The organism is Paenarthrobacter sp. GQ52, from assembly GCF_059759005.1.
Genome location: NZ_JCAXEJ010000010.1, coordinates 36,035 through 53,440, shown reverse-complemented (window position 1 = coordinate 53,440; position 17,406 = coordinate 36,035). Strand labels below are relative to the sequence as shown.

At 62.4% G+C, this 17,406-nt stretch carries 20 protein-coding genes and 1 tRNA gene; 7 read left to right on the top strand and 14 right to left on the bottom strand.

From position 1 onward, the window contains the following. Positions 1-59: 59 nt before the first annotated feature. The 4 genes from AC6CH8_RS14260 to AC6CH8_RS14245 all read right to left on the bottom strand — a co-directional run bounded on the left by AC6CH8_RS14260 (position 60) and on the right by AC6CH8_RS14245 (position 3,626). On the bottom strand, positions 60-695 hold the full coding sequence (locus tag AC6CH8_RS14260; protein ID WP_498191250.1) for a DUF2461 domain-containing protein: 636 nt from the start codon (positions 693-695) through the stop codon (positions 60-62). 132 nt (positions 696-827) lie between these two features. Next, positions 828-2,309, bottom strand: coding sequence for a catalase (locus tag AC6CH8_RS14255; RefSeq protein ID WP_309074041.1), 1,482 nt, complete (start codon positions 2,307-2,309; stop codon positions 828-830). 15 nt (positions 2,310-2,324) lie between these two features. Then, entirely contained in the window at positions 2,325-2,801 is a 477-nt protein-coding gene (locus AC6CH8_RS14250) for a Fur family transcriptional regulator (protein WP_420178679.1), read from the bottom strand. 30 nt (positions 2,802-2,831) lie between these two features. Beyond that, the gene (locus AC6CH8_RS14245; RefSeq protein ID WP_498191249.1) at positions 2,832-3,626 is read right to left on the bottom strand and encodes a hypothetical protein; all 795 of its coding nucleotides are present in this window, start codon (positions 3,624-3,626) and stop codon (positions 2,832-2,834) included. Positions 3,627-3,718: 92 nt separating this feature from the next. On the opposite strand from AC6CH8_RS14245, the gene AC6CH8_RS14240 reads away from it, so the two are divergent. Both AC6CH8_RS14240 and htpX read left to right on the top strand, forming a co-directional pair. Continuing rightward, positions 3,719-4,990 (top strand): MFS transporter, encoded by a 1,272-nt coding sequence (locus tag AC6CH8_RS14240; RefSeq protein ID WP_420178677.1) that lies wholly within the window; start codon positions 3,719-3,721, stop codon positions 4,988-4,990. Between the two features lie 103 nt (positions 4,991-5,093). After that, positions 5,094-5,963, top strand: a complete 870-nt coding sequence (gene htpX, locus AC6CH8_RS14235) for a zinc metalloprotease HtpX (protein ID WP_498191248.1) — start codon at positions 5,094-5,096, stop codon at positions 5,961-5,963. 81 nt (positions 5,964-6,044) lie between these two features. Here the strand turns inward: htpX and AC6CH8_RS14230 are convergent, their stop codons facing one another. Then, positions 6,045-6,536 (bottom strand): YajQ family cyclic di-GMP-binding protein, encoded by a 492-nt coding sequence (locus AC6CH8_RS14230; RefSeq protein WP_017200185.1) that lies wholly within the window; start codon positions 6,534-6,536, stop codon positions 6,045-6,047. A gap of 182 nt (positions 6,537-6,718) precedes the next feature. Here AC6CH8_RS14230 and AC6CH8_RS14225 point away from each other — a divergent pair, with 182 nt between their 5' ends. Together AC6CH8_RS14225 and AC6CH8_RS14220 are read left to right on the top strand one after the other, a co-directional pair. After that, positions 6,719-6,985, top strand: a complete 267-nt coding sequence (locus AC6CH8_RS14225; RefSeq protein ID WP_144648679.1) for a hypothetical protein — start codon at positions 6,719-6,721, stop codon at positions 6,983-6,985. A gap of 128 nt (positions 6,986-7,113) precedes the next feature. Continuing rightward, positions 7,114-7,195, top strand: a tRNA-Tyr gene (locus tag AC6CH8_RS14220). 400 nt (positions 7,196-7,595) lie between these two features. Here the strand turns inward: AC6CH8_RS14220 and AC6CH8_RS14215 are convergent. Both AC6CH8_RS14215 and AC6CH8_RS14210 read right to left on the bottom strand, forming a co-directional pair. Further along, on the bottom strand, positions 7,596-8,354 hold the full coding sequence (locus AC6CH8_RS14215; protein ID WP_179019616.1) for a potassium channel family protein: 759 nt from the start codon (positions 8,352-8,354) through the stop codon (positions 7,596-7,598). A gap of 37 nt (positions 8,355-8,391) precedes the next feature. Next, entirely contained in the window at positions 8,392-8,613 is a 222-nt protein-coding gene (locus AC6CH8_RS14210; RefSeq protein ID WP_054808616.1) for a hypothetical protein, read from the bottom strand. A 175-nt stretch (positions 8,614-8,788) separates the two neighbouring features. On the opposite strand from AC6CH8_RS14210, the gene AC6CH8_RS14205 reads away from it, so the two are divergent. Beyond that, positions 8,789-9,334 carry an acyl-CoA thioesterase gene (locus AC6CH8_RS14205; RefSeq protein WP_498191247.1) on the top strand — a complete coding sequence of 182 codons (546 nt, stop codon included), beginning with the start codon at positions 8,789-8,791 and terminating at the stop codon, positions 9,332-9,334. Here the strand turns inward: AC6CH8_RS14205 and AC6CH8_RS14200 are convergent. Genes AC6CH8_RS14200 through AC6CH8_RS14190 form a run of 3 tightly spaced genes read right to left on the bottom strand, consistent with a single transcriptional unit; the run spans position 9,331 to position 11,796 of the window. Then, the gene (locus AC6CH8_RS14200) at positions 9,331-10,131 is read right to left on the bottom strand and encodes an ABC transporter permease subunit (RefSeq protein ID WP_091469159.1); all 801 of its coding nucleotides are present in this window, start codon (positions 10,129-10,131) and stop codon (positions 9,331-9,333) included. The genes AC6CH8_RS14205 and AC6CH8_RS14200 overlap by 4 nt on opposite strands. Continuing rightward, positions 10,091-11,122, bottom strand: coding sequence for an ABC transporter ATP-binding protein (locus tag AC6CH8_RS14195; protein ID WP_498191246.1), 1,032 nt, complete (start codon positions 11,120-11,122; stop codon positions 10,091-10,093). Before AC6CH8_RS14195 ends, AC6CH8_RS14200 begins: the two co-directional genes overlap by 41 nt. Next, positions 11,119-11,796 carry a TetR/AcrR family transcriptional regulator gene (locus AC6CH8_RS14190; RefSeq protein ID WP_498191245.1) on the bottom strand — a complete coding sequence of 226 codons (678 nt, stop codon included), beginning with the start codon at positions 11,794-11,796 and terminating at the stop codon, positions 11,119-11,121. Before AC6CH8_RS14190 ends, AC6CH8_RS14195 begins: the two co-directional genes overlap by 4 nt. A gap of 142 nt (positions 11,797-11,938) precedes the next feature. Here AC6CH8_RS14190 and AC6CH8_RS14185 point away from each other — a divergent pair, with 142 nt between their 5' ends. Continuing rightward, a complete protein-coding gene (locus AC6CH8_RS14185; RefSeq protein ID WP_091469153.1) occupies positions 11,939-12,316 on the top strand; it encodes a thioredoxin family protein in 378 nt (125 codons plus the stop codon). A gap of 132 nt (positions 12,317-12,448) precedes the next feature. Here the strand turns inward: AC6CH8_RS14185 and AC6CH8_RS14180 are convergent, their stop codons facing one another. After that, positions 12,449-12,727 (bottom strand): putative quinol monooxygenase, encoded by a 279-nt coding sequence (locus AC6CH8_RS14180; protein ID WP_024817673.1) that lies wholly within the window; start codon positions 12,725-12,727, stop codon positions 12,449-12,451. An 83-nt stretch (positions 12,728-12,810) separates the two neighbouring features. On the opposite strand from AC6CH8_RS14180, the gene AC6CH8_RS14175 reads away from it, so the two are divergent. Then, positions 12,811-14,487 carry an AMP-binding protein gene (locus AC6CH8_RS14175; protein WP_498191244.1) on the top strand — a complete coding sequence of 559 codons (1,677 nt, stop codon included), beginning with the start codon at positions 12,811-12,813 and terminating at the stop codon, positions 14,485-14,487. 13 nt (positions 14,488-14,500) lie between these two features. On the opposite strand, the gene AC6CH8_RS14170 is transcribed toward AC6CH8_RS14175, so the two are convergent. The 3 genes from AC6CH8_RS14170 to AC6CH8_RS14160 form a co-directional block, all read right to left on the bottom strand. Further along, positions 14,501-15,313: an ABC transporter permease gene (locus AC6CH8_RS14170; RefSeq protein ID WP_498191243.1), complete on the bottom strand. Its 813-nt coding sequence runs from the start codon at positions 15,311-15,313 to the stop codon at positions 14,501-14,503. Continuing rightward, a complete protein-coding gene (locus AC6CH8_RS14165; protein ID WP_429330254.1) occupies positions 15,313-16,281 on the bottom strand; it encodes an ATP-binding cassette domain-containing protein in 969 nt (322 codons plus the stop codon). Before AC6CH8_RS14165 ends, AC6CH8_RS14170 begins: the two co-directional genes overlap by 1 nt. 103 nt (positions 16,282-16,384) lie before the next feature. Continuing rightward, entirely contained in the window at positions 16,385-17,356 is a 972-nt protein-coding gene (locus AC6CH8_RS14160) for a DNA-3-methyladenine glycosylase family protein (protein ID WP_498191242.1), read from the bottom strand. Positions 17,357-17,406 lie beyond the last annotated feature (50 nt).

Below are 17,406 nucleotides of genomic sequence, written 5' to 3'. Positions count from 1 at the left end.
GCTGAGCGATATTGAAGTACGGGACGCCCGGAGACCATAGGTTTCCGGGCGTTCCCGCGTTACGGCGCCGCATGCTCACCGACCCATTCCACCAGCGGCCTCAGCTCTTCCCAACGGGCAGCAATCTCGTCACGGGCTGCGGGAGTAGACAACCAGTCCGGCTGACCCACCTCAACGCTGGCGGACAAGGACTTGTGCTTGAGCAGCTCTGCGCGTGGATGTTCTTTGTCGAAACCCCGTGGAACGGTCTTGAGGGTCTCACCCTCAACGGCGAAGCCGGCCGCTGCCACCGCATCGACGATTCCCTGCAGCGCCAATCCACTATCAGGAGCATCCACTGCGGCCCGGAAACGTGCCAGTTGGGCAGGCGTGTGGGAGTGGTAGCCGCCGCCGATCAGCAGACCGTCGGCACTGATCTGGAGATAGAAGCCGACGCCTTCCTGGCTGGCAGCGAAGGCGCCTTGCGCTGTCTTGTACGGTGACTTGTCCTGGGAGAACCTGATGTCCCGGTTGGGCCGGAAGATCTTTGCCGGCCCGAACTTCGGCTCCAGCTCCGAAAGGAGGGCTGTCAGCGGTCCCTTCACCTCGGCGTCGTACGTTGTTTTATGCTCCAGCCACCACTCGCGGTTGTTGTTCTCTTCAAGCTCGGCGTAGAAACGGAATGCGGCAGTAGGGATGCCTTCGAATGTACTCATAGAAGGATCCTAGGGACGGCATGACCCGCCCAGCCATAGCCAACGAATGCTATGTGGAAAACAAAAGGAACACCCCGCCGCGGAGAAGATCCGCAACGGGGTGTTCCTTGAAATGCAGTAGAACGGCGACGCTTAGAGCTTGTTGGCTGCTTCGGCGTCGGACTCGGTCTGGCCTGCACCGAGGTTGGCGCGGAGCTTGGCGCCGAGCTCGGAGTCAACGTTGGTCCAGTACTGGATGGCGCGTTCCTTGATGTCGGCGTGCTTCACGCCGCCGACGGCACCGGTGATGGTGTCCAGGAGGCGGGCCTTGGCAGCGTCATCGTAGACCTCGCGGTACAAGGTGCCGGCCTGGCCGAAGTCGTCGTCCTCAGCGTGCAGGGTGTGGGCGGAGAGGGTGAGCTCACCGTCGTTCTCCCAGCCACCGGCAGGTGAAGTCGGCTCAACAGCAGCCGGGCCACCCACCGAGTTCGGTGCGTATACCGGGGTGGAGGGGGAGTTGAACAGGAAACGACCCTGGCCGTCCTGGCTGTAGTTGTTGACCTGGTTCTTGGGCTGGTTCACCGGGATCTGTGCGTGGTTGGTGCCCACGCGGTAGCGGTGTGCGTCTGCGTAGGAGAAGATGCGGGCCTGCAGCATCTTGTCCGGGGAAGCGGCGATGCCCGGTACGAAGTTCGACGGCGCGAAGGTGGCCTGCTCGATCTGCGCGAAGTAGTTCTCCGGGTTCTTGTTCAGCTCCATGGTGCCCACGTGGATCAGCGGGTAGTCGGAGTGCGGCCAAACCTTGGTGAGGTCGAACGGGTTGAAGCGGTACGTCTTGGCGTCCTCGTACGGCATGACCTGGACGTGCAGTTCCCAGGAGGGGAAGTTGCCATCGGCAATGTTCTCCTGGAGGTCGCGGATGTAGAAGTCTGCATCCGAACCGGCAAGCTGTTCAGCCTGGTCGCCCGTGATGGTCTTGACGCCCTGGTTGGACTTGAAGTGGTACTTGACCCAGAAACGCTCGCCGGCGGCGTTGATCCACTGGTAGGTGTGCGAGCCGTAGCCCTGCATTTCACGCCAGGAAGCCGGGAGGCCGCGGTCGCCCATGAGCCAGGTGACCTGGTGTGCGGACTCGGGGGAGAGGGTCCAGAAGTCCCACTGCATGTCAGCGTCGCGCAGGTGGCTGCCCGGGAGGCGCTTCTGGGAGTGGATGAAGTCCGGGAACTTGATGCCGTCGCGGATGAAGAAGACGGGGGTGTTGTTGCCAACGAGGTCGTAGTTGCCCTCGGAGGTGTAGAACTTCACAGCGAAACCGCGGGGGTCGCGCCAGGTGTCGGGAGAACCGTTCTCGCCTGCAACGGAGGAGAAGCGGATCAGCATGTCCGTCTCAACGCCCGGCTGCAGGAAGGCTGCCTTGGTGTAAGCCGAAACGTCCGAGGTGGTCTTGAACGTACCGAATGCGCCGCCACCCTTGGCGTGCACTACACGCTCCGGGACCCGCTCGCGGTTGAACTGAGCGAGCTTTTCCACCAGGTAGTGGTCGGTGAGGATGATGGCACCGTCGGCGCCGACGGACTTCGAGTGCGCGTCGGAGGTAACGGGGGCACCTGACTGGGTTGTTGAAATGGCAGTCATTGTTCTCCTTTTTCTTTATTTCTGAGTTACGGAAGTTACGGGAAGCTGTTGTTTGGACTGGCAGTCCTGGCAGATGCCTTGGTAAAGGACGTCTGCGATCTGGATGGTCATGGGCTTGGAATTTTCATCCCAGTGCGGGGTGAGGCACGGTGCGTGTCCCACGGCGCAATCCACGTCCTCCACCTTGCCGCAACTGATACACACGGCGTGATGGTGGTTGTCACCCACCCGCGTTTCGTACAGCGCCGGGGAGTGTGGGGGTTCGAAGCGGCGCAGCATCTGCAGGTCCGTGAGGTCGCTGAGCACTACGTAAACGGACTGCGCCGTCAGTTCAGGAAGCTCTTTGCGGGCAGCGGCAAGAATGCCTTCTGCCGGAGAATGCGGATGGTGCTGGACTGCGGCAAGCACGGCCAGCCGCTGTTTGGTCACACGCCGGCCGTGGGCATGCAGGGCGGCGGCCCATTCTGCTTGCTCGACTGTGTGATCTGTCATGCATTCATTGAAACACTTATTTTGATCAGTTCACAATAAGGCAAGGCTAACTTCTGGTGAACGGAACAGATCCTCCATGGGATTCGCGTCCTCAGCTGCGGATCGACCCAGCGCATGCACCCGTAGAGGCGCGCCCGCTGTCTCTGATTCCAATGCCAGGCAACTGAAACCACTGAGACCTCCGGTGAGGGGAAGAGCGGCCAAGGCCCCCGCCATGGCCAGCAGTTCCGCCGGCAGGATGTCACGAACGTTCGCCACAGCCCGGACAGGTTCGATCACCGTATGGCGGGGCCCCGTTTCCATGGTCCGCACCAGTGGACCAGCGTCAGAAGCGGGCACGACTTCAGAAGAGCGCTCGACGGCGGCGCCCGCCCCAGGTTCGGAACTTACGGAGGTCTCAGGTCGGCTCAGCCGCAGCGCCTCACGGACCGCCGTGTCGGTGGCTTCCAATGTGTGCTCAGGCTCCCCGACACGACGGTGGGCCGGCAAGGAAAGCTGAGCGCCCGGCGTCGTGGTTTCTCCGTCCCATCGCCCGAACAGGTGGAACGTGGGGGTTGAAGACTCGGCCACGGGCTCGCCTATGGCGGAACCGAGCGGGTGCCAGCGGTGGGCGAACATCACGGAGAAGCGTGTTGCCCCCAGTACGTCCTGGAGTGCGGCGCGTACCAGGTTGTGGCAGAAGAGCCAATCGGACGCTGAAGCCTGCGCGAATTCGGTGGACGGATCGGACAGCCTGATCAAGATGTGCCCGGCCGTGAGCGGATGGCGCGGCCGGGCGATTTCCCAAAACCCCGAACGGTACAGCAAACGTCGCTCCAAGCCCATGTCAACTCCCTCCCCGGGGTGAGCCTACCAAGCACCTACCGCAGCCAGGGAGAGTTGCGGGAGGTTGCTGTAATGCTCGTTAAGGTAGGACGGTGGCGAAACTACTGGCAGACATCACTCCCCTGAAGGAGAGTCCCGCTTTTCGGCGGCTCTGGCTGGGGGCTTCAGTAGCTGCCATCGGAACCCAGTTGACCTTGGTGGCTGTCAGCCTGGAGGTCTATCGGCTCACGCAGGAGAGTTTCTATGTGGGCCTCCTGGGAATCTTTGCGCTGGTTCCGTTGGTGATCGCCGGGCTCTACGGGGGTTCCGTTTCGGACGCCTACGATCGCCGCAAAGTAGCCCTCATTGCCTCCCTTGTCCTCTGGGTAACGACGGCCGGATTGGCCTTGCAGGCGTGGCTGGAGATCGGCAACATCTGGCTCCTTTACGCACTGGTGGCCATCCAAAGTGGTGCCCAAGGCATCAACGGCCCCGCCCGGAGCGCCATCATCCCGCTCCTGGTCCGCAAGGACCTCCTTCCCGCTGCCAATGCCCTGAGCATGCTGACGTTCGGCTTGTCCATGACCGCTGGACCACTCCTGGCGGGCGTGCTCGTGGCCACCATCGGCTTTGGCTGGACCTATACCATCGACGTCATCAGCTTCACTTTCGCACTGTGGGGGCTCTTCAAACTCCCGCCCCTTCCGCCGTCCAAGGATGCCGTGCGACCAGGGCTTCGCTCCGTGGTGGAAGGCTTTAGGTTCCTCGGGACACGGCCCAACGTCCGCATGACCTTCATCATCGACCTCATCGCCATGATCTGCGCCCAGCCCCGCGCGCTGATGCCGGCCATCGGTGCGGTAATGATCGGCGGGGGCGAGACCACTGTTGGAGTGCTGCTCGCGTCAACGGCCGTGGGCGCATTCCTGGCCGGTCTGTTTTCCGGGCCCTTGGGGCGGGTCCGCAAGCAGGGCAGTGCCGTGGTGTGGTCCGTGATTGGTTGGGGCGCGTCCATTGCGGGCTTCGGATTGGTGGTGCTGCTGGCAGGGGATGCCGGCCGCGACGGTGTCACGCCGTGGCTGATCCCGGCAGCATTCTGTTGCGCCCTTGCCGGAATCTCGGACTCCGTCAGCGCCGTTTTCCGCACCACCATCCTGCAAGCAGCCACACCGGACCACTTGCGGGGGCGACTCCAGGGCGTGTTCATCGTGGTGGTGGCCGGAGGGCCCCGGGTAGGGGACATGCTGGCTGGCGGTGTCACCCAGTTCCTGAGCGAAGGCGGAGTGTTGCTGCTGGGCGGGCTACTCTGCATCCTTGTTGCATGGTTCGCTTCGCGCATGCAGCCCGGATTCGTCGCGTACGACGCCAAACACCCCGTGCCCTGACGCTGAGCCGTGCGCCCACGTAGGCTGACAGCGGAACACGAGGGGCGGCGTCGGCGTTAATCCGTACAGAACCCTTGCGACAACGAAAGCGACAAGAACAACCGTGCATAAACACAACAATGGACTCAAGACCGCGGCGCTCTTCGGTGTGCTGTGGGCGGTGTTGTTGGGTTTGGGCGCCATCATCGCGGCAGGGACGCGCAGCACCACGCCCATCTGGATCATGGCACTGATCGGTGTGGCCACCACGGCCTATGGTTACTGGAACAGCGACAAGATCGCCATCCGTTCCATGGCCGCCTACCCCGTCACCGAGGCTCAGGCACCGCAGCTGTACCAGATTGTTCGAGAGCTGTCCGTGCGTGCCAACAAACCCATGCCGCGGATCTACCTCTCGCCCACCATGACGCCCAACGCCTTCGCCACCGGACGCAATCCCAAGAACGCTGCCGTGTGCTGCACCGAGGGGATACTCCACCTGCTCGACGCCCGCGAACTCAGGGGAGTACTGGGGCATGAGCTGATGCACGTGTACAACCGCGACATCCTTACCTCATCGGTTGCTGCTGCCGTGGCCGGCGTCATCACTTCAGTGGGTCAGATGCTGCTGATCTTTGGTAGTGGGGACCGGCGCAACGCCAACCCGCTGGCTACTATCGCGATGGCCCTGCTCGCGCCTTTCGCGGCGTCACTGATTCAGATGGCTATCTCCCGTACACGTGAGTTCGACGCCGATGAGGACGGTGCGGAGCTGACCGGCGATCCACTGGCGCTCGCCTCAGCCCTGCGCAAGATCGAATCCGGTGTCACCCAGTTGCCGCTCCCGCAGGACCAGCGGCTGGTCAATGCCTCACACCTCATGATCGCCAACCCGTTCCGTGGCGGCGGCATGCGGCGCATGTTCTCCACGCACCCGCCCATGAAGGAACGGATCAGCCGACTGGAACGGATGGCCGGGCGCCCGCTTTCCTGAATCCAGCCAAACATGTCGCTGGCCCGCTGTTCCGTTGTTGGCCAACAACGGAACAGCGGGCCATCGACGTGTCAGCGGAAGCTAGCTGCGGAAGTTCACGAACTGCAGGTCGGCCTCTTCGAATTTCTTGAGGATGTTCATGGTCTCCTGCAAGTCATCTCGGGACTTGGAGGTGACGCGGAGTTCGTCGCCCTGGATCTGGGACTTGACGGACTTCGGGGCTTCGTCGCGGATGATCTTGTTGATCTTCTTGGCGATGTCCTGGGCAATGCCTTCCTTGATGGTGCACTCCAGGCGGAATTCCTTGCCGGAGGGGAAAGGCTCACCCTGGTCCAGGGACTTCAGGGAAATGCCGCGCTTGATGAGCTTGGACTGGAAGACGTCCAGGACAGCGAGGACGCGGTCCTCGGAATTGGCCTTCATGAGGATCTTTTCGCCACTGAAATCAATCTCAGCGCCGACGCCCTTGAAGTCGTATCGCTGCGCGATTTCCTTCTGGGACTGGTTGAGCGCGTTGGCGACCTCTTGCTTGTCTACCTTGCTTACGACGTCGAATGTGGATTCGCCTGCCATGACTCTCCTTAGGTTGGGGGCCCTGTGAGGGCGGGTTGGTCTGGCATCCAGCCTAGTACGGAAGGCGTGGGTTAGGGCCGTGGACTTCTTTCACAGTTCGCTCACAGCACATGCAGGGTTGGAACAGAGGCTGCTGGTTGAGAGTTGAACCAGTTGGAAGAACGCATCCACGGAGGATCAGCATGAGCAGCAAGGCCGTCCAGTCCATCAGCAAATCCGCATCCGCAGCAGCAGGCTCCATTGGCACAGCCGCGGTCGCCGCGGCCAGTGCCGTAGCCGCCGCGGCCGTGGCGGCATCGATTGTCCTGAGCCCGGTGCCCGACGCTACGTCCCGGATGGACGGAGTGCACGCGGACTTGTTGCGCGCAGTGCAGCTCAACCAGATCACCGCCGAGCAAGCCGAAAAGTTCGAAGCGAAACTGGCCGGCCGGATCCTCGGGGAAGCCTGAAATAGCGCGAATTCCCGGGTGTCTGCGGCCGATTAGATTCTTCGCAGAAAGTTCTGTAAGGTTGTCTCTGCCTTCGGTTACCGGATCTAAAAGAAACGGTCTCCGGAAGTGATCTTCTTTTGAAGTTCGGCAGATTACCCGAGCGGCCAAAGGGGGCTGACTGTAAATCAGCTGGCAACGCCTACGGGGGTTCGAATCCCTCATCTGCCACCCAAGAAGAATCCCCGGAACCAGTGGTTCCGGGGATTTTTTCGTGTGCCCTCGCGCCGCCTGAGGACACTCATATCCGTTCGTGCCGCGCAAATGTGGCGGCGACACTCGATTCCGCGTGTCGTCAGGAGGGACCCGGGTCCTCGGGGCACGTGAGTGGCGCTAGTCGGGATCCGGGTCCCTGGCGAATGTGGGTGGCGCCAGCGGGTCAGGACGAACGCAGGGGTGTGCGGCTACCACCCACTTTGGACCTGCAACCCGGGTGACACACCGCAAGCCACGGCGCGTCACGTGACATTAGTGTTCAGAGTTGGTGATGAACGCACGGCCCGCCCAATCCCGGGGTTGTCCGCCTGACAGTGCGTTGACCGGCGGGGTATCCGAAGAACCTCGGGGTCGGTCAGCGGCGCTCCGTCGCTTGTCGGAGCTCCGCGATCTCCATCCGCAGGGCCGCGATCTCCGTCACCAGATCGGCCATCTCGGCGCGGACCGGTTCCTCGGCCGCGGCGGCCTTGATTTCCGCAGCCGCTGCTACGCCCTCGGCGTTCTCCTCGATTCGTTGAAGCAGCCAGGAAGCGATGGAGGCTGTCACGATACCAAGGACCGCAATCCCGCTCATCATGAGGGCCGCAGCGACGATCCTGCCGATGGGGGTTACCGGGTAGAGGTCGCCGTAGCCCACAGTGGTGATGGTGGTGATGGCCCACCACGCGGCGTCGCCGAAAGTGACGATCTTCGCGTCGGGTGCGTTCTGTTCGACATCCAGCACGGCCAGTGCTCCGATGAGGATGAGCATCGCGGCTGCTCCTGCTACGTACGTGGCGACGCGTCCGCGCAGGGTTTCACCTACGGTGCGTTGCAGGACGGAGAGCAACGTGACCAGCCGCAGCAACCGGAGTGGCCGGAAGAACGGGAGTACCACGATCAGGAGTTCGTGCAGATTCCACAGGAACCAGCGCATCCGGTCTTCGGCAAGCCAGAGATTGACGAAGTAGTCCAAGGCGAAAATTCCCCAAGTGATCCAGAGAACAACCTCGAAAGGTATTGCCTCGGCTCCGGTGACGCGACCGATGACCTGCCACGCGTAAGCCGTGAGAAAAATCAGTGCCGTGGCCATGAGGGGCCATTCAACGAGGTCCCTGTATCGCGCTTGAGTCATACGGGAATACTAGCCACCGCGGAAGTACTCAACAGCTTCAGGCGGCCGGTGTCTCCAGCCAGTAGCCGTCCAAGTGGTGAATCAGTTGGCGGCCCAGGCCGCCCTTCAGTTGGATCCACAGCGTGCTGCGATCATTGGTCATGCCATCGATGGTTCCCTCGATGCGGTTGCCGCGGGCATCCTGGAGGACCACGTTCTGGTGGCGGGAGAGTTCCGGCCAAACGTCGCCTTGCGGCCTGGCGGTTTGCAGCGTGCTCAAAGGGTCCCCCTTATATGTTCGATCAATATGAGTTTCAGATATTGTGCACGTCTTTCATGAACCGGCGGTAAACGTTAGTGCAATCGTTGTACATAAACGTTCTTTGGACTATGAGCCGGGTCCGCGATGTGGTCTGCATATTCCCCACGAAGTTACCGACGGGTAACATTGAGCCATGCACTTGCTTCTTCGTACCCTCATGCTGCTGTTCACGTCATCCAAGCGTTCGCCCCTGGGTGTCTGGGAAGAATCCTCGCTGCCTTTGCGGGTTCTGCCCACTGACATCGACATCGCGATGCACGTCAACAACGGTATGTATTTCTCGCTCATGGACCTCGGCCGTTTCGACCTCATGGTCCGCAGCGGCATCTGGACAAGAATGCGCAAGCGGGGTTGGAGCCCGGTGGCAGCCGGTGAGACCATCGCTTTCCGCAAATCGCTGCAGCTCTGGCAGCAATACACCATCGAGACCCGCATCATTGGCTTGGACAGCAAAGCCATCTACTTCGAACAACGCATGGTGGTGGACGGTGAAATCTATGCACGGGCACACATCGCCACCCGCTTGGTGCACAAGGGCAAGCCTGTCACTCAGGAAGAAATCATCGCCGAGTTCGGCGCGCCGCCGGCTGACCTGGAACTGCCCGACTGGATCCACGAGTGGCGCGAAAACAATGCACTTCCCGGAGCGCGTCGTCCCGCCCCGCACGTGTGGAGCTAAACGCCTACGTCGCGTTGCTGCAGTGCCACCGCCCCGAGCACGATCAGGGCTGCGGAGATGCCATACAGTCCCGCGGCAGCTCCCCAATCGGCCCCGTTGGCCACAGGGGAGTTGCCGTACGCCCAGTGATAGGGCGAAAGGTTCAGCAACCATTCGACGTCGGGACTTTGCCGCCCCACTGCGTTGAACACATATCCGAGGACGGCCACGGCGGCGCCCGCCGCGATCCCATACACTTTCCGGCCGCTCAGCGCTCCGGCGCAAAGCGCAGCTGTCCCGCTGAGCAGCGCAAGGGCGGCGAACAGCAGCACCGCTCCGGCGAGATGCCCGACGTCGATGCTCAGTTGCGAGGGCCCGTTCAGTCCCAGCACCAGCAGAAAAACGAGAACGGAAAGCAGCGCGACACGAACCACGATGGCCAATGCACGCTCGAGGACTACCTGCACCCGGGTGACACTGTGGGCGAGCGTCAGTTCAAGTAATCCGGATTCCTCGTCGCCACCCACGGCCGCGGCGCCCCAGCCGACTGAGGCCATGGACATCAGCAGGAAGCCGATCAGCCCGAACATGGTGGCTTGGGTGTAGCCGGGGCCTGACGCGATTTGATCGTAGTTCAGGGCTTTGGTCATTTCGGGGGGAAGCGCGTTGATCAGATCCTGCATTTGCGCACTGCCCCCGATCGAGGGATACAGCGGCAGGTAGAGCATGCACGCCGCCGACAAGCCCAGTGCCCATGCCACCGTTGAACGCCACGAGTCAGTCAGAGCCTTGGTGAACAATGGGAGAACCCTCGGCACGGTGTGCTCCTTCCGCGCGGCGTCCCGAACCATGAAGCTTCCCGGAAGCGTGGTCATTCCCCACGGATTGTGCCGTGTAGAGAGTCAATACGGCTTCCTCCAGATCGGGTTCTTCAAGGACCAGATCCGTCACGTTCAGCTTGGACAACTCCTGGATCAAGGGCTGGACGACGCCGGAGAGCGTTGCCGTAGCTTCAACTGTTCCGGCGGCGTGACCGTCGGCCTTGAGCTCCCGTACTGCCACGTTGGCGACGCCGGGCACCCTGGCCAGCAGTGCGCCGACGTCGTGCGGTTCCGTTCCGGTGCTACTGAACCGAAGCTGCCGGACTGCTGCCGTCCTGAGCGTCTCCACGGTGGAAACGGTGACGATTTCGCCGTCGCGGAGGATGGCGACGGCGTCGGCGGCCTGCTGTACTTCGCTGAGGACGTGCGAGCTGAGGAATACCGTGGCGCCGTCATCCAGGGCTTCGCGAACCAACGCATGGAATACCTGCTGAACCAAGGGATCCAGGCCGCTGGTGGGTTCGTCGAGGACCAGAAGTTCCGGCTTGTGCATAAAGGCCTGCAACAGTCCGAGCTTCTGTTTGTTGCCTTTGGAGAGCTTCCGGGTTTGGCGATCGAGGTCAAGGTTCAGCCGCTCGGCGAGTTCGTTGACGTGCCGTTGCTCAACGGGTCCGCTGATGGCTGCGAAGTGCTCCAGCATGCGCCGGCCCGTGGTCCTGTTTTCCAAGTGCAGTTCACCGGGTAGGTAGCCGATCCTGCGGCGAAGGGCAGTGCCTGCCTGTCGCGGGTCCTGTCCCAGCACCGAGATGGACCCCGCGCTGGGCCTGATGATGTCCAGAAGGCAGCGCATGGTGGTGGTCTTGCCCGCTCCGTTCGGCCCGATGACGCCGAACACCGTCCCGCGTTCCACTGCGAAGTCGAGCCCATGGAGGACTTCCCGGGCTCCGAATCTCTTGCGCAAACCCTCGACGGCGATTGCCTGGGTCACAGTGCATGCTCCCTTCCGGCGCTGGTGCTGTCTTGCTGCAAGGCGTCGCGGGCCGCATCCAGGAACCGCGAATCGGTGTAAAAGCCGTGTGTGTAAATCTCCAGGGCGGGCAGGGTGAGTTGCCGGAGAAGGTCGGGGCCGATGCCTTGGGGCTCCGGAGCGACTTTCCCCAACGTCCGTGAGAGGTGCCTGCCCAGCATGAGGATCGACAGGCTGTTCGCGGCGATGACGGCGGCCGTGGACCGGGCGTCGTCGAACTTCCGGATGGTGCCGGCTTCGATTCCGGCATGGATGATGTCCTGGGTCTGCCTGACCACGGCATCAAAGAAGGCGTCACCTGCCTCGGACTCATCGCTGAGGACACGACGGATGTAGGCGATCTCGTCCAAGTATTGGTCGGGGTGGTTGAGGTAATCCTGGATGAGTTGCCGCGTGGACTCCGGGTGGGTTTTCTCGCGACCCTGCGTTGCTGTTTGGGCCAGGACGTGCTGGTCGCAGGCGTCGCGGAGCCCGTCTTTGCTACCGAAATGGTGGATGACCAGGCCTGGGCTGACTCCCGCAGCAGCGGCTACCGCCCTGACGGTGGCGCGGGCAAATCCTTCCCGGCCGAAGAGGCCGATGGCGGCGTCGCGGATGCGCGCCCGGGTGGTGAGATCTTCTGCGCTTGAACGCATGTTTCATACACTAAACAGCTGTTCAATCTGGATCAAGGGGTTGCTGTGATATGTGGTTCGTCCCTTTATTCCCGGTGACGCGGGAAGCGAACAGGGCCCGCCTCAACGGGACTTAGCGGGCCGGGTCGCGTACCGTGGAAGCATGGCTACAGTTGACATCACTGGAGAACAGTTCGCATCGACCATCGAGGACAACGACATTGTCCTGGTGGATTTCTGGGCGGCCTGGTGCGCCCCGTGCCGTCAGTTCGCCCCCACGTACGGGGCAGCTTCAGAAAAGCACACTGACGTCGTGTTTGCGAAGGTAGACACCGAGGCTGAGCAACAGCTCGCCGCCGAAGCCGGGATCACATCCATCCCGACGCTCATGGCATTCCGCGAAAAGGTCCTTGTCTTCTCGCAGCCGGGAGCCCTCAACGGTCCGCAGTTGGAGCAGGTCATCGAGGCTGTGAAGGGCCTGGACATGGAAGAGGTCCACGCCCACGTTGCCAAGGCGCGTGCCGAGGCTCAGGAAAACTAAGACTAAGCGGCGGCTCGAAACATCGAGGGCGCCGGAACGCTTCGAGGTCGCCGGAAAATTCCGGCGACCTCGATGCGTTTAAGGCTTTCTCGGAGTCTTGCAGCGATTTCGCCGGCCTGAAGCAGGCAGAGCCTAGAGCCGTTCCAGTTTGACCGGCTCGGCGAGCAGTGCGCTGAGGGACTCGTTCAGGTCCTGGACGGCGATGCCCTTGGAGTGCTTCTCCAGAAGCTCCTCGGATTCCCATCGCTCAGTCAGGACCAGCTTCTCTTCTGTGGCCTCGGTCAGTTCATAGCGGATGCAGCCAGGCTCGTTGACGACCTCGTCGATCGCGATTTCCAGGGCGAGCTTCACGCGGAAAAATTCGCCTTCGTTGGGGATGAACGTGGCCTGCAGGTCAATGGGTTCACTCATGGCTCCAACCCTACCGGCAGGACACGGCGCTGCTGGAGGCGGTTACGGTTCTGTTGCGCGCCGTCCCTTGGTAGCGTTCCGTCATGTTGTCCTACACTGCCGGAGACACTGACGTCCCGCTGCTCGAAGAGACCATTGGCGCCAATTTTGAGCGCATCGCGGCCCGGTTTCCCCTGCGGGACGCGCTTATCGAAGCGGCTGTGGTGCCGGGCGGTGACGCCCGCCGCTGGAGCTACCAAAAGCTGAACGACGACGTCGATCGCCTCGCCCGCGCCCTGCTCGCCATGGGCGTGGCCAAGGGCGAGCGGATCGGTATCTGGAGTCCCAACTGTGCCGAGTGGACCATTCTTCAGTACGCCACAGCCAAGATCGGTGCGGTGCTGGTCAACGTGAACCCGGCCTACCGGAGCCATGAGCTGGAGTTCGTGGTGAAGCAGAATGGCATGCGAATGCTGGTGGCATCGCCATCGGACAAGAACAGTGACTACGTGGGCATGGCCAGGGATGCGGCCCGTAACTGTCCCGACCTCCGGGAGATCGTCTTCCTCCCGGGAGAGCCGGAATTGGGACTCACTGTGGGCGTCCCGGAAGCCAACCACGAACTCACTTACGGTGAACTCCTGACCCGGGCAGACGGCGTCGGGCTTTCAGCGCTTCGGGACCGCATGGCCGACCTTGACCCACACGACCCCATCAACCTGCAATACACCTCCGGCACCACGGGGTTCCCCAAGGGCGCCACCTTGACGCACCACAACATTCTCAACAACGGGCACTCGATCGGCCGGCTCCTGAACTACACCGAGCACGATCGTGTGGTGATCCCCGTGCCGTTCTACCACTGCTTCGGCATGGTGATCGGGAACTTGAATGCGCTGAGCTTTGGGGCGGCGACCATCATTCCGGGCCGCGGTTTCAACCCGTCGGCGGCGTTGGAGGCAGTTCAGGACTTCGGCGGGACTTCCCTGTATGGCGTGCCCGCCATGTTCATTGCCGAGCTCGCACTGGAAGATTTCAACTCCTATGATCTCTCCACGCTGCGTACCGGAGTCATGGCCGGTTCGTTATGTCCCATGGAGGTAATGCGCCGGGTCATCGATGAGATGCACATGGTTGACGTCGCCATTTGCTACGGCATGACCGAGACCTCGCCGGTGTCCACCATGACCCGTGCGGGGGACACCCTGGAGCAGCGGACCAACACGGTGGGCAGGACAATGCCGCACCTTGAGAGCCGCATTGTCGATCCAGGATCGGGTGAAGTGGTGGAGCGCGGCGTCATCGGTGAGCTGTGCACGCGGGGTTACTCGGTGATGCAGGGCTACTGGGGCCAACCGGACAAAACGGCGGAGGCAATCGACGCTGAGGGGTGGATGCACACCGGCGACCTCGCCCGCATGGATGAGGAAGGCTATGTGGTGATTGAGGGCCGGATCAAGGACATGGTGATCCGCGGTGGAGAGAACATCTACCCACGCGAGATCGAGGAATTCCTGTATCTCCACCCGTCCATCCAGGATGTACAGGTGATCGGTGTTCCCGACGAGAAGTATGGAGAAGAGCTGATGGCGTGCATCATCCTCAAGCCCGGTACTGAGACGCTGACTGCCGGGGACCTGGCCGATTACTGTCGCGGAAAGCTGGCCCACTACAAAATCCCGCGTTACATCGACGTCCGTGAGTCCTTCCCCATGACAGTGTCCGGAAAGGTGCGGAAGGTGGACATGCGCCAGGAGGCGGTGTCCCGGCTGCACCTGTAGCTGAAACAGGCCGTCAGTTGGTATTCCGGCTGATGGTCCGGATTCCCACGACAAGTCCGACGGCGGCCGTCACCACGGCGGCCACGAGACCCCACATCGTGTCCATGCCAATGCGTCCGGCAAACAACTCCCGTTCGGCGTTTACCAGGTAGGTCAGGGGATTGAAGAGGCTTGCCACCTTCATCCACCCCGGACCGGCTTCGATGGGCAACATGATGCCGGAAAGGATCATCAGCGGGAACAGCAGTGTTTGCTGCACGCCCCAGAAGATCCATTCCTTGTTTTGCGAGACCAGGGCAAGGGCATAGGACAGCGCGCCGAGCCCGATGCCGAAGATGCCCAGAATGACCAAGCCCAGCACCACATGCAAAGGGTAGAAAACGAAACCAAAGGGAATGCAGACCACGGAGATCAGCAGACCCTGCAACACCAGGGGAGCCCACTCCTTCAATGCCCGGCCAATCATGAGCGAAGACCGGGAGAGCGGCGTGGCCAGGATCCGTTCGTAGGAACCGGTCATGAGTTCGTACTGCAGGTTGGAGCCGGTCATGGAGGTGCCGAACAGTGCGATCATCACCACCACTCCAGGAAGGAACCATTGCAGCGTGGACTGGTCACCGAAGGCCGGGGCACCAACAGCTGAGCCGAGCAGCGGACCGAACAACCCCAGGAAAACCAGCGGTTGGATCAGGGAGAAAATCAGCGAGAAAGGATCCCGCAGCGGCAGCAGCATCTCGCGCCAGAAAACGAACCACGTGTCAGTGACTACGCTGCGTGGTCCCCGCCTTTGGAGGGCAACACCCGGGGCAACGGCTTGTTCAATCATCAGACTTCAGCTCCTTCCCGCAGGCTGCGGCCGGTCAATTCCAGGAAAACGTCGTCCAGCGTGGGTGGTTTCAGTTCGAGCGACTGGGCGGGAGCGCCGGCGTCGTGCATTTCCTTCAGCAACCCCGGTGCAAGTCGGGCACCCTGCGCCAACCGAAGTCGGAAGCGGACCACGCCGTCGTACGCGTTTTCCTCCATGTCGCCTTCCGCGGCGGCGCGGCCCAGCAGCCCCCGCACCTCGGACGCGGAACCGGCGGCAACTTCCACAGCGAGGAGGTCCCCGGCGAGGTTCGCCTTGAGCCGTGACGCGGTGTCGTCGGCAATGATGGTCCCGTGGTCGATCACAATGACGCGCTCGGACATGGAATCGGCCTCGTCCATGTAATGGGTGGTCAGCACAATGGTGGTCCCGTGCTCCTCGCGCATCCGCATGATGTGCTCCCAGAGGTTGGCGCGGTTCTGGGGGTCCATTCCGGTGGACGGCTCATCGAGGAAAAGCAGGCCGGGGGAGTGCATCAACCCGAGGGCCACATCCATGCGGCGCCGTTGCCCGCCGGAAAGTTTGATCACCGTGCGCTTTGCGAGCTCGCTGAGGTCCAAGGATGCCATGAGTGTCTCGGCACGGGCTTTCGCATCTGTGGTGTTCATTCCGTAGAAGCGGCCTTGCATGATCAGTTCATCGATCACGCGGTAGCTGTGCCCGCCGCCATTGCCTTGGCCGATGTAGCCGATCCGCGCGCGCACCCCCGCCGGGTCCTTGGCCACATCAACGCCCGCCACCGTGGCCGACCCGGAGGTGGGTTTCAACAGAGTGGTGAGCATCCGCAGGGTCGTGGACTTGCCGGCGCCGTTCGGGCCAAGGAAGGCGACAAGTTCGCCGGGCGCGACGTCGATGTCCACGCCCTTCACGGCCTCGACGGTTTCCTTCTTCACGGTGAAGGTCTTGGTGAGCTTGTTGGTGTGGATCACGGTCACTCCAGGGATGGCAGGTGATGGCTCCTAGGCGCCACGCTATACCCGTGGATGAAGGCCGTCCATGCTCCTGCGGACAGGTCCCGTCCGCAATCAAGACTTAGTGGCCGCGGTGATCCTGGACCGTCATCCGCGGCCCGAAAGTGGGTTTCCGGAAGCCGCTCAAATACATCATCCGCACCAGTCGCTGCCGTTGTCCGCGCCATGGTTCCAGCAGCTCGAGCATGCCGGAGTCGTCGGTCTTTTGACCTGTCAGGGCGTATCCCACGTAAGCGGCCAGATGGTAGTCGCCCACGGAAATCGAGTCCGGGCAGCCGTGGGTGCGTTGGACCACTTCGGCTGCGGTCCAGATGCCGATGCCCGGAATGGTCTGCAGCTTGGCACCGGCCTGCGTTGAGTTCAGGTCCGCCAACCGTTCAAGCGCGACGGCGGACTGCAGCGCCCGCATCACCGTGGCCGATCGCTGTGGTCCGACGCCGGCTTTGTGCCACTCCCACGAAGGGACGGCCAACCACTGCCTGGCGGTAGGAGGAACAAGGAGTCCCGCAGGGGCCTTGCCCGGCGCCGGCGTTCCGTAGCGATACATCAGGTACCGGTAGCCTCGCCTTGCCTCCAGGGTGGTGACCTTTTGCTCCAAAATGGTGGGCACAAGGGAGTCAACCATCCGCCCGGTGGAGGGCAACCGCAGGGCCAGGTTCCGGCGTCGTGATTCTGTCACCAGCCGCGGAAGGGTGGCATGGAAGGCGGGCTCATCGAAGGCCGACCAATCGTCATCGGCGCCGAGCAACCGCGGAACTCCCGCGATGGCGTCGTCCGCACCGGGTCCCCAGGCTTGGGCATCCACGAAGGAATCGACTCCCACGCCGCCTCCCGAGAGGCGGAGCGTCACCGGGCCGGACGGTGCAGTGAAGGCCATCCAAAAACCGCTGGAGTGCGCTGCGAAGGACGGATCCGCGTTGCCGCGCATGAGCGGAAACATGGTCTGGTCCAAGCGGAAGGAACCGCCCGGATGCCACCGGACGGCCGCATCTGCCGCTGCCGCAACAACGGGCGGGGCGTCTGCGATGGTCATGTTTTCATGGTCCCACGCCCGGCTGACAATCTGCAGCCGGCGACCCCTTA

What these genes read in the sequence shown, in the direction of transcription:
- AC6CH8_RS14260 (WP_498191250.1), bottom strand. Translation starts at nt 695, where the DNA reads ATGAGTACATTCGAAGGCATCCCTACTGCCGCATTCCGTTTCTACGCC.
- AC6CH8_RS14255 (WP_309074041.1), bottom strand. Translation starts at nt 2,309, where the DNA reads ATGACTGCCATTTCAACAACCCAGTCAGGTGCCCCCGTTACCTCCGAC.
- AC6CH8_RS14250 (WP_420178679.1), bottom strand. Translation starts at nt 2,801, where the DNA reads ATGACAGATCACACAGTCGAGCAAGCAGAATGGGCCGCCGCCCTGCAT.
- AC6CH8_RS14245 (WP_498191249.1), bottom strand. Translation starts at nt 3,626, where the DNA reads ATGGGCTTGGAGCGACGTTTGCTGTACCGTTCGGGGTTTTGGGAAATC.
- AC6CH8_RS14230 (WP_017200185.1), bottom strand. Translation starts at nt 6,536, where the DNA reads ATGGCAGGCGAATCCACATTCGACGTCGTAAGCAAGGTAGACAAGCAA.
- AC6CH8_RS14225 (WP_144648679.1), top strand. Translation starts at nt 6,719, where the DNA reads ATGAGCAGCAAGGCCGTCCAGTCCATCAGCAAATCCGCATCCGCAGCA.
- AC6CH8_RS14215 (WP_179019616.1), bottom strand. Translation starts at nt 8,354, where the DNA reads ATGACTCAAGCGCGATACAGGGACCTCGTTGAATGGCCCCTCATGGCC.
- AC6CH8_RS14205 (WP_498191247.1), top strand. Translation starts at nt 8,789, where the DNA reads ATGCACTTGCTTCTTCGTACCCTCATGCTGCTGTTCACGTCATCCAAG.
- AC6CH8_RS14190 (WP_498191245.1), bottom strand. Translation starts at nt 11,796, where the DNA reads ATGCGTTCAAGCGCAGAAGATCTCACCACCCGGGCGCGCATCCGCGAC.
- AC6CH8_RS14185 (WP_091469153.1), top strand. Translation starts at nt 11,939, where the DNA reads ATGGCTACAGTTGACATCACTGGAGAACAGTTCGCATCGACCATCGAG.
- AC6CH8_RS14180 (WP_024817673.1), bottom strand. Translation starts at nt 12,727, where the DNA reads ATGAGTGAACCCATTGACCTGCAGGCCACGTTCATCCCCAACGAAGGC.
- AC6CH8_RS14175 (WP_498191244.1), top strand. Translation starts at nt 12,811, where the DNA reads ATGTTGTCCTACACTGCCGGAGACACTGACGTCCCGCTGCTCGAAGAG.
- AC6CH8_RS14170 (WP_498191243.1), bottom strand. Translation starts at nt 15,313, where the DNA reads ATGATTGAACAAGCCGTTGCCCCGGGTGTTGCCCTCCAAAGGCGGGGA.
- AC6CH8_RS14160 (WP_498191242.1), bottom strand. Translation starts at nt 17,356, where the DNA reads ATGACCATCGCAGACGCCCCGCCCGTTGTTGCGGCAGCGGCAGATGCG.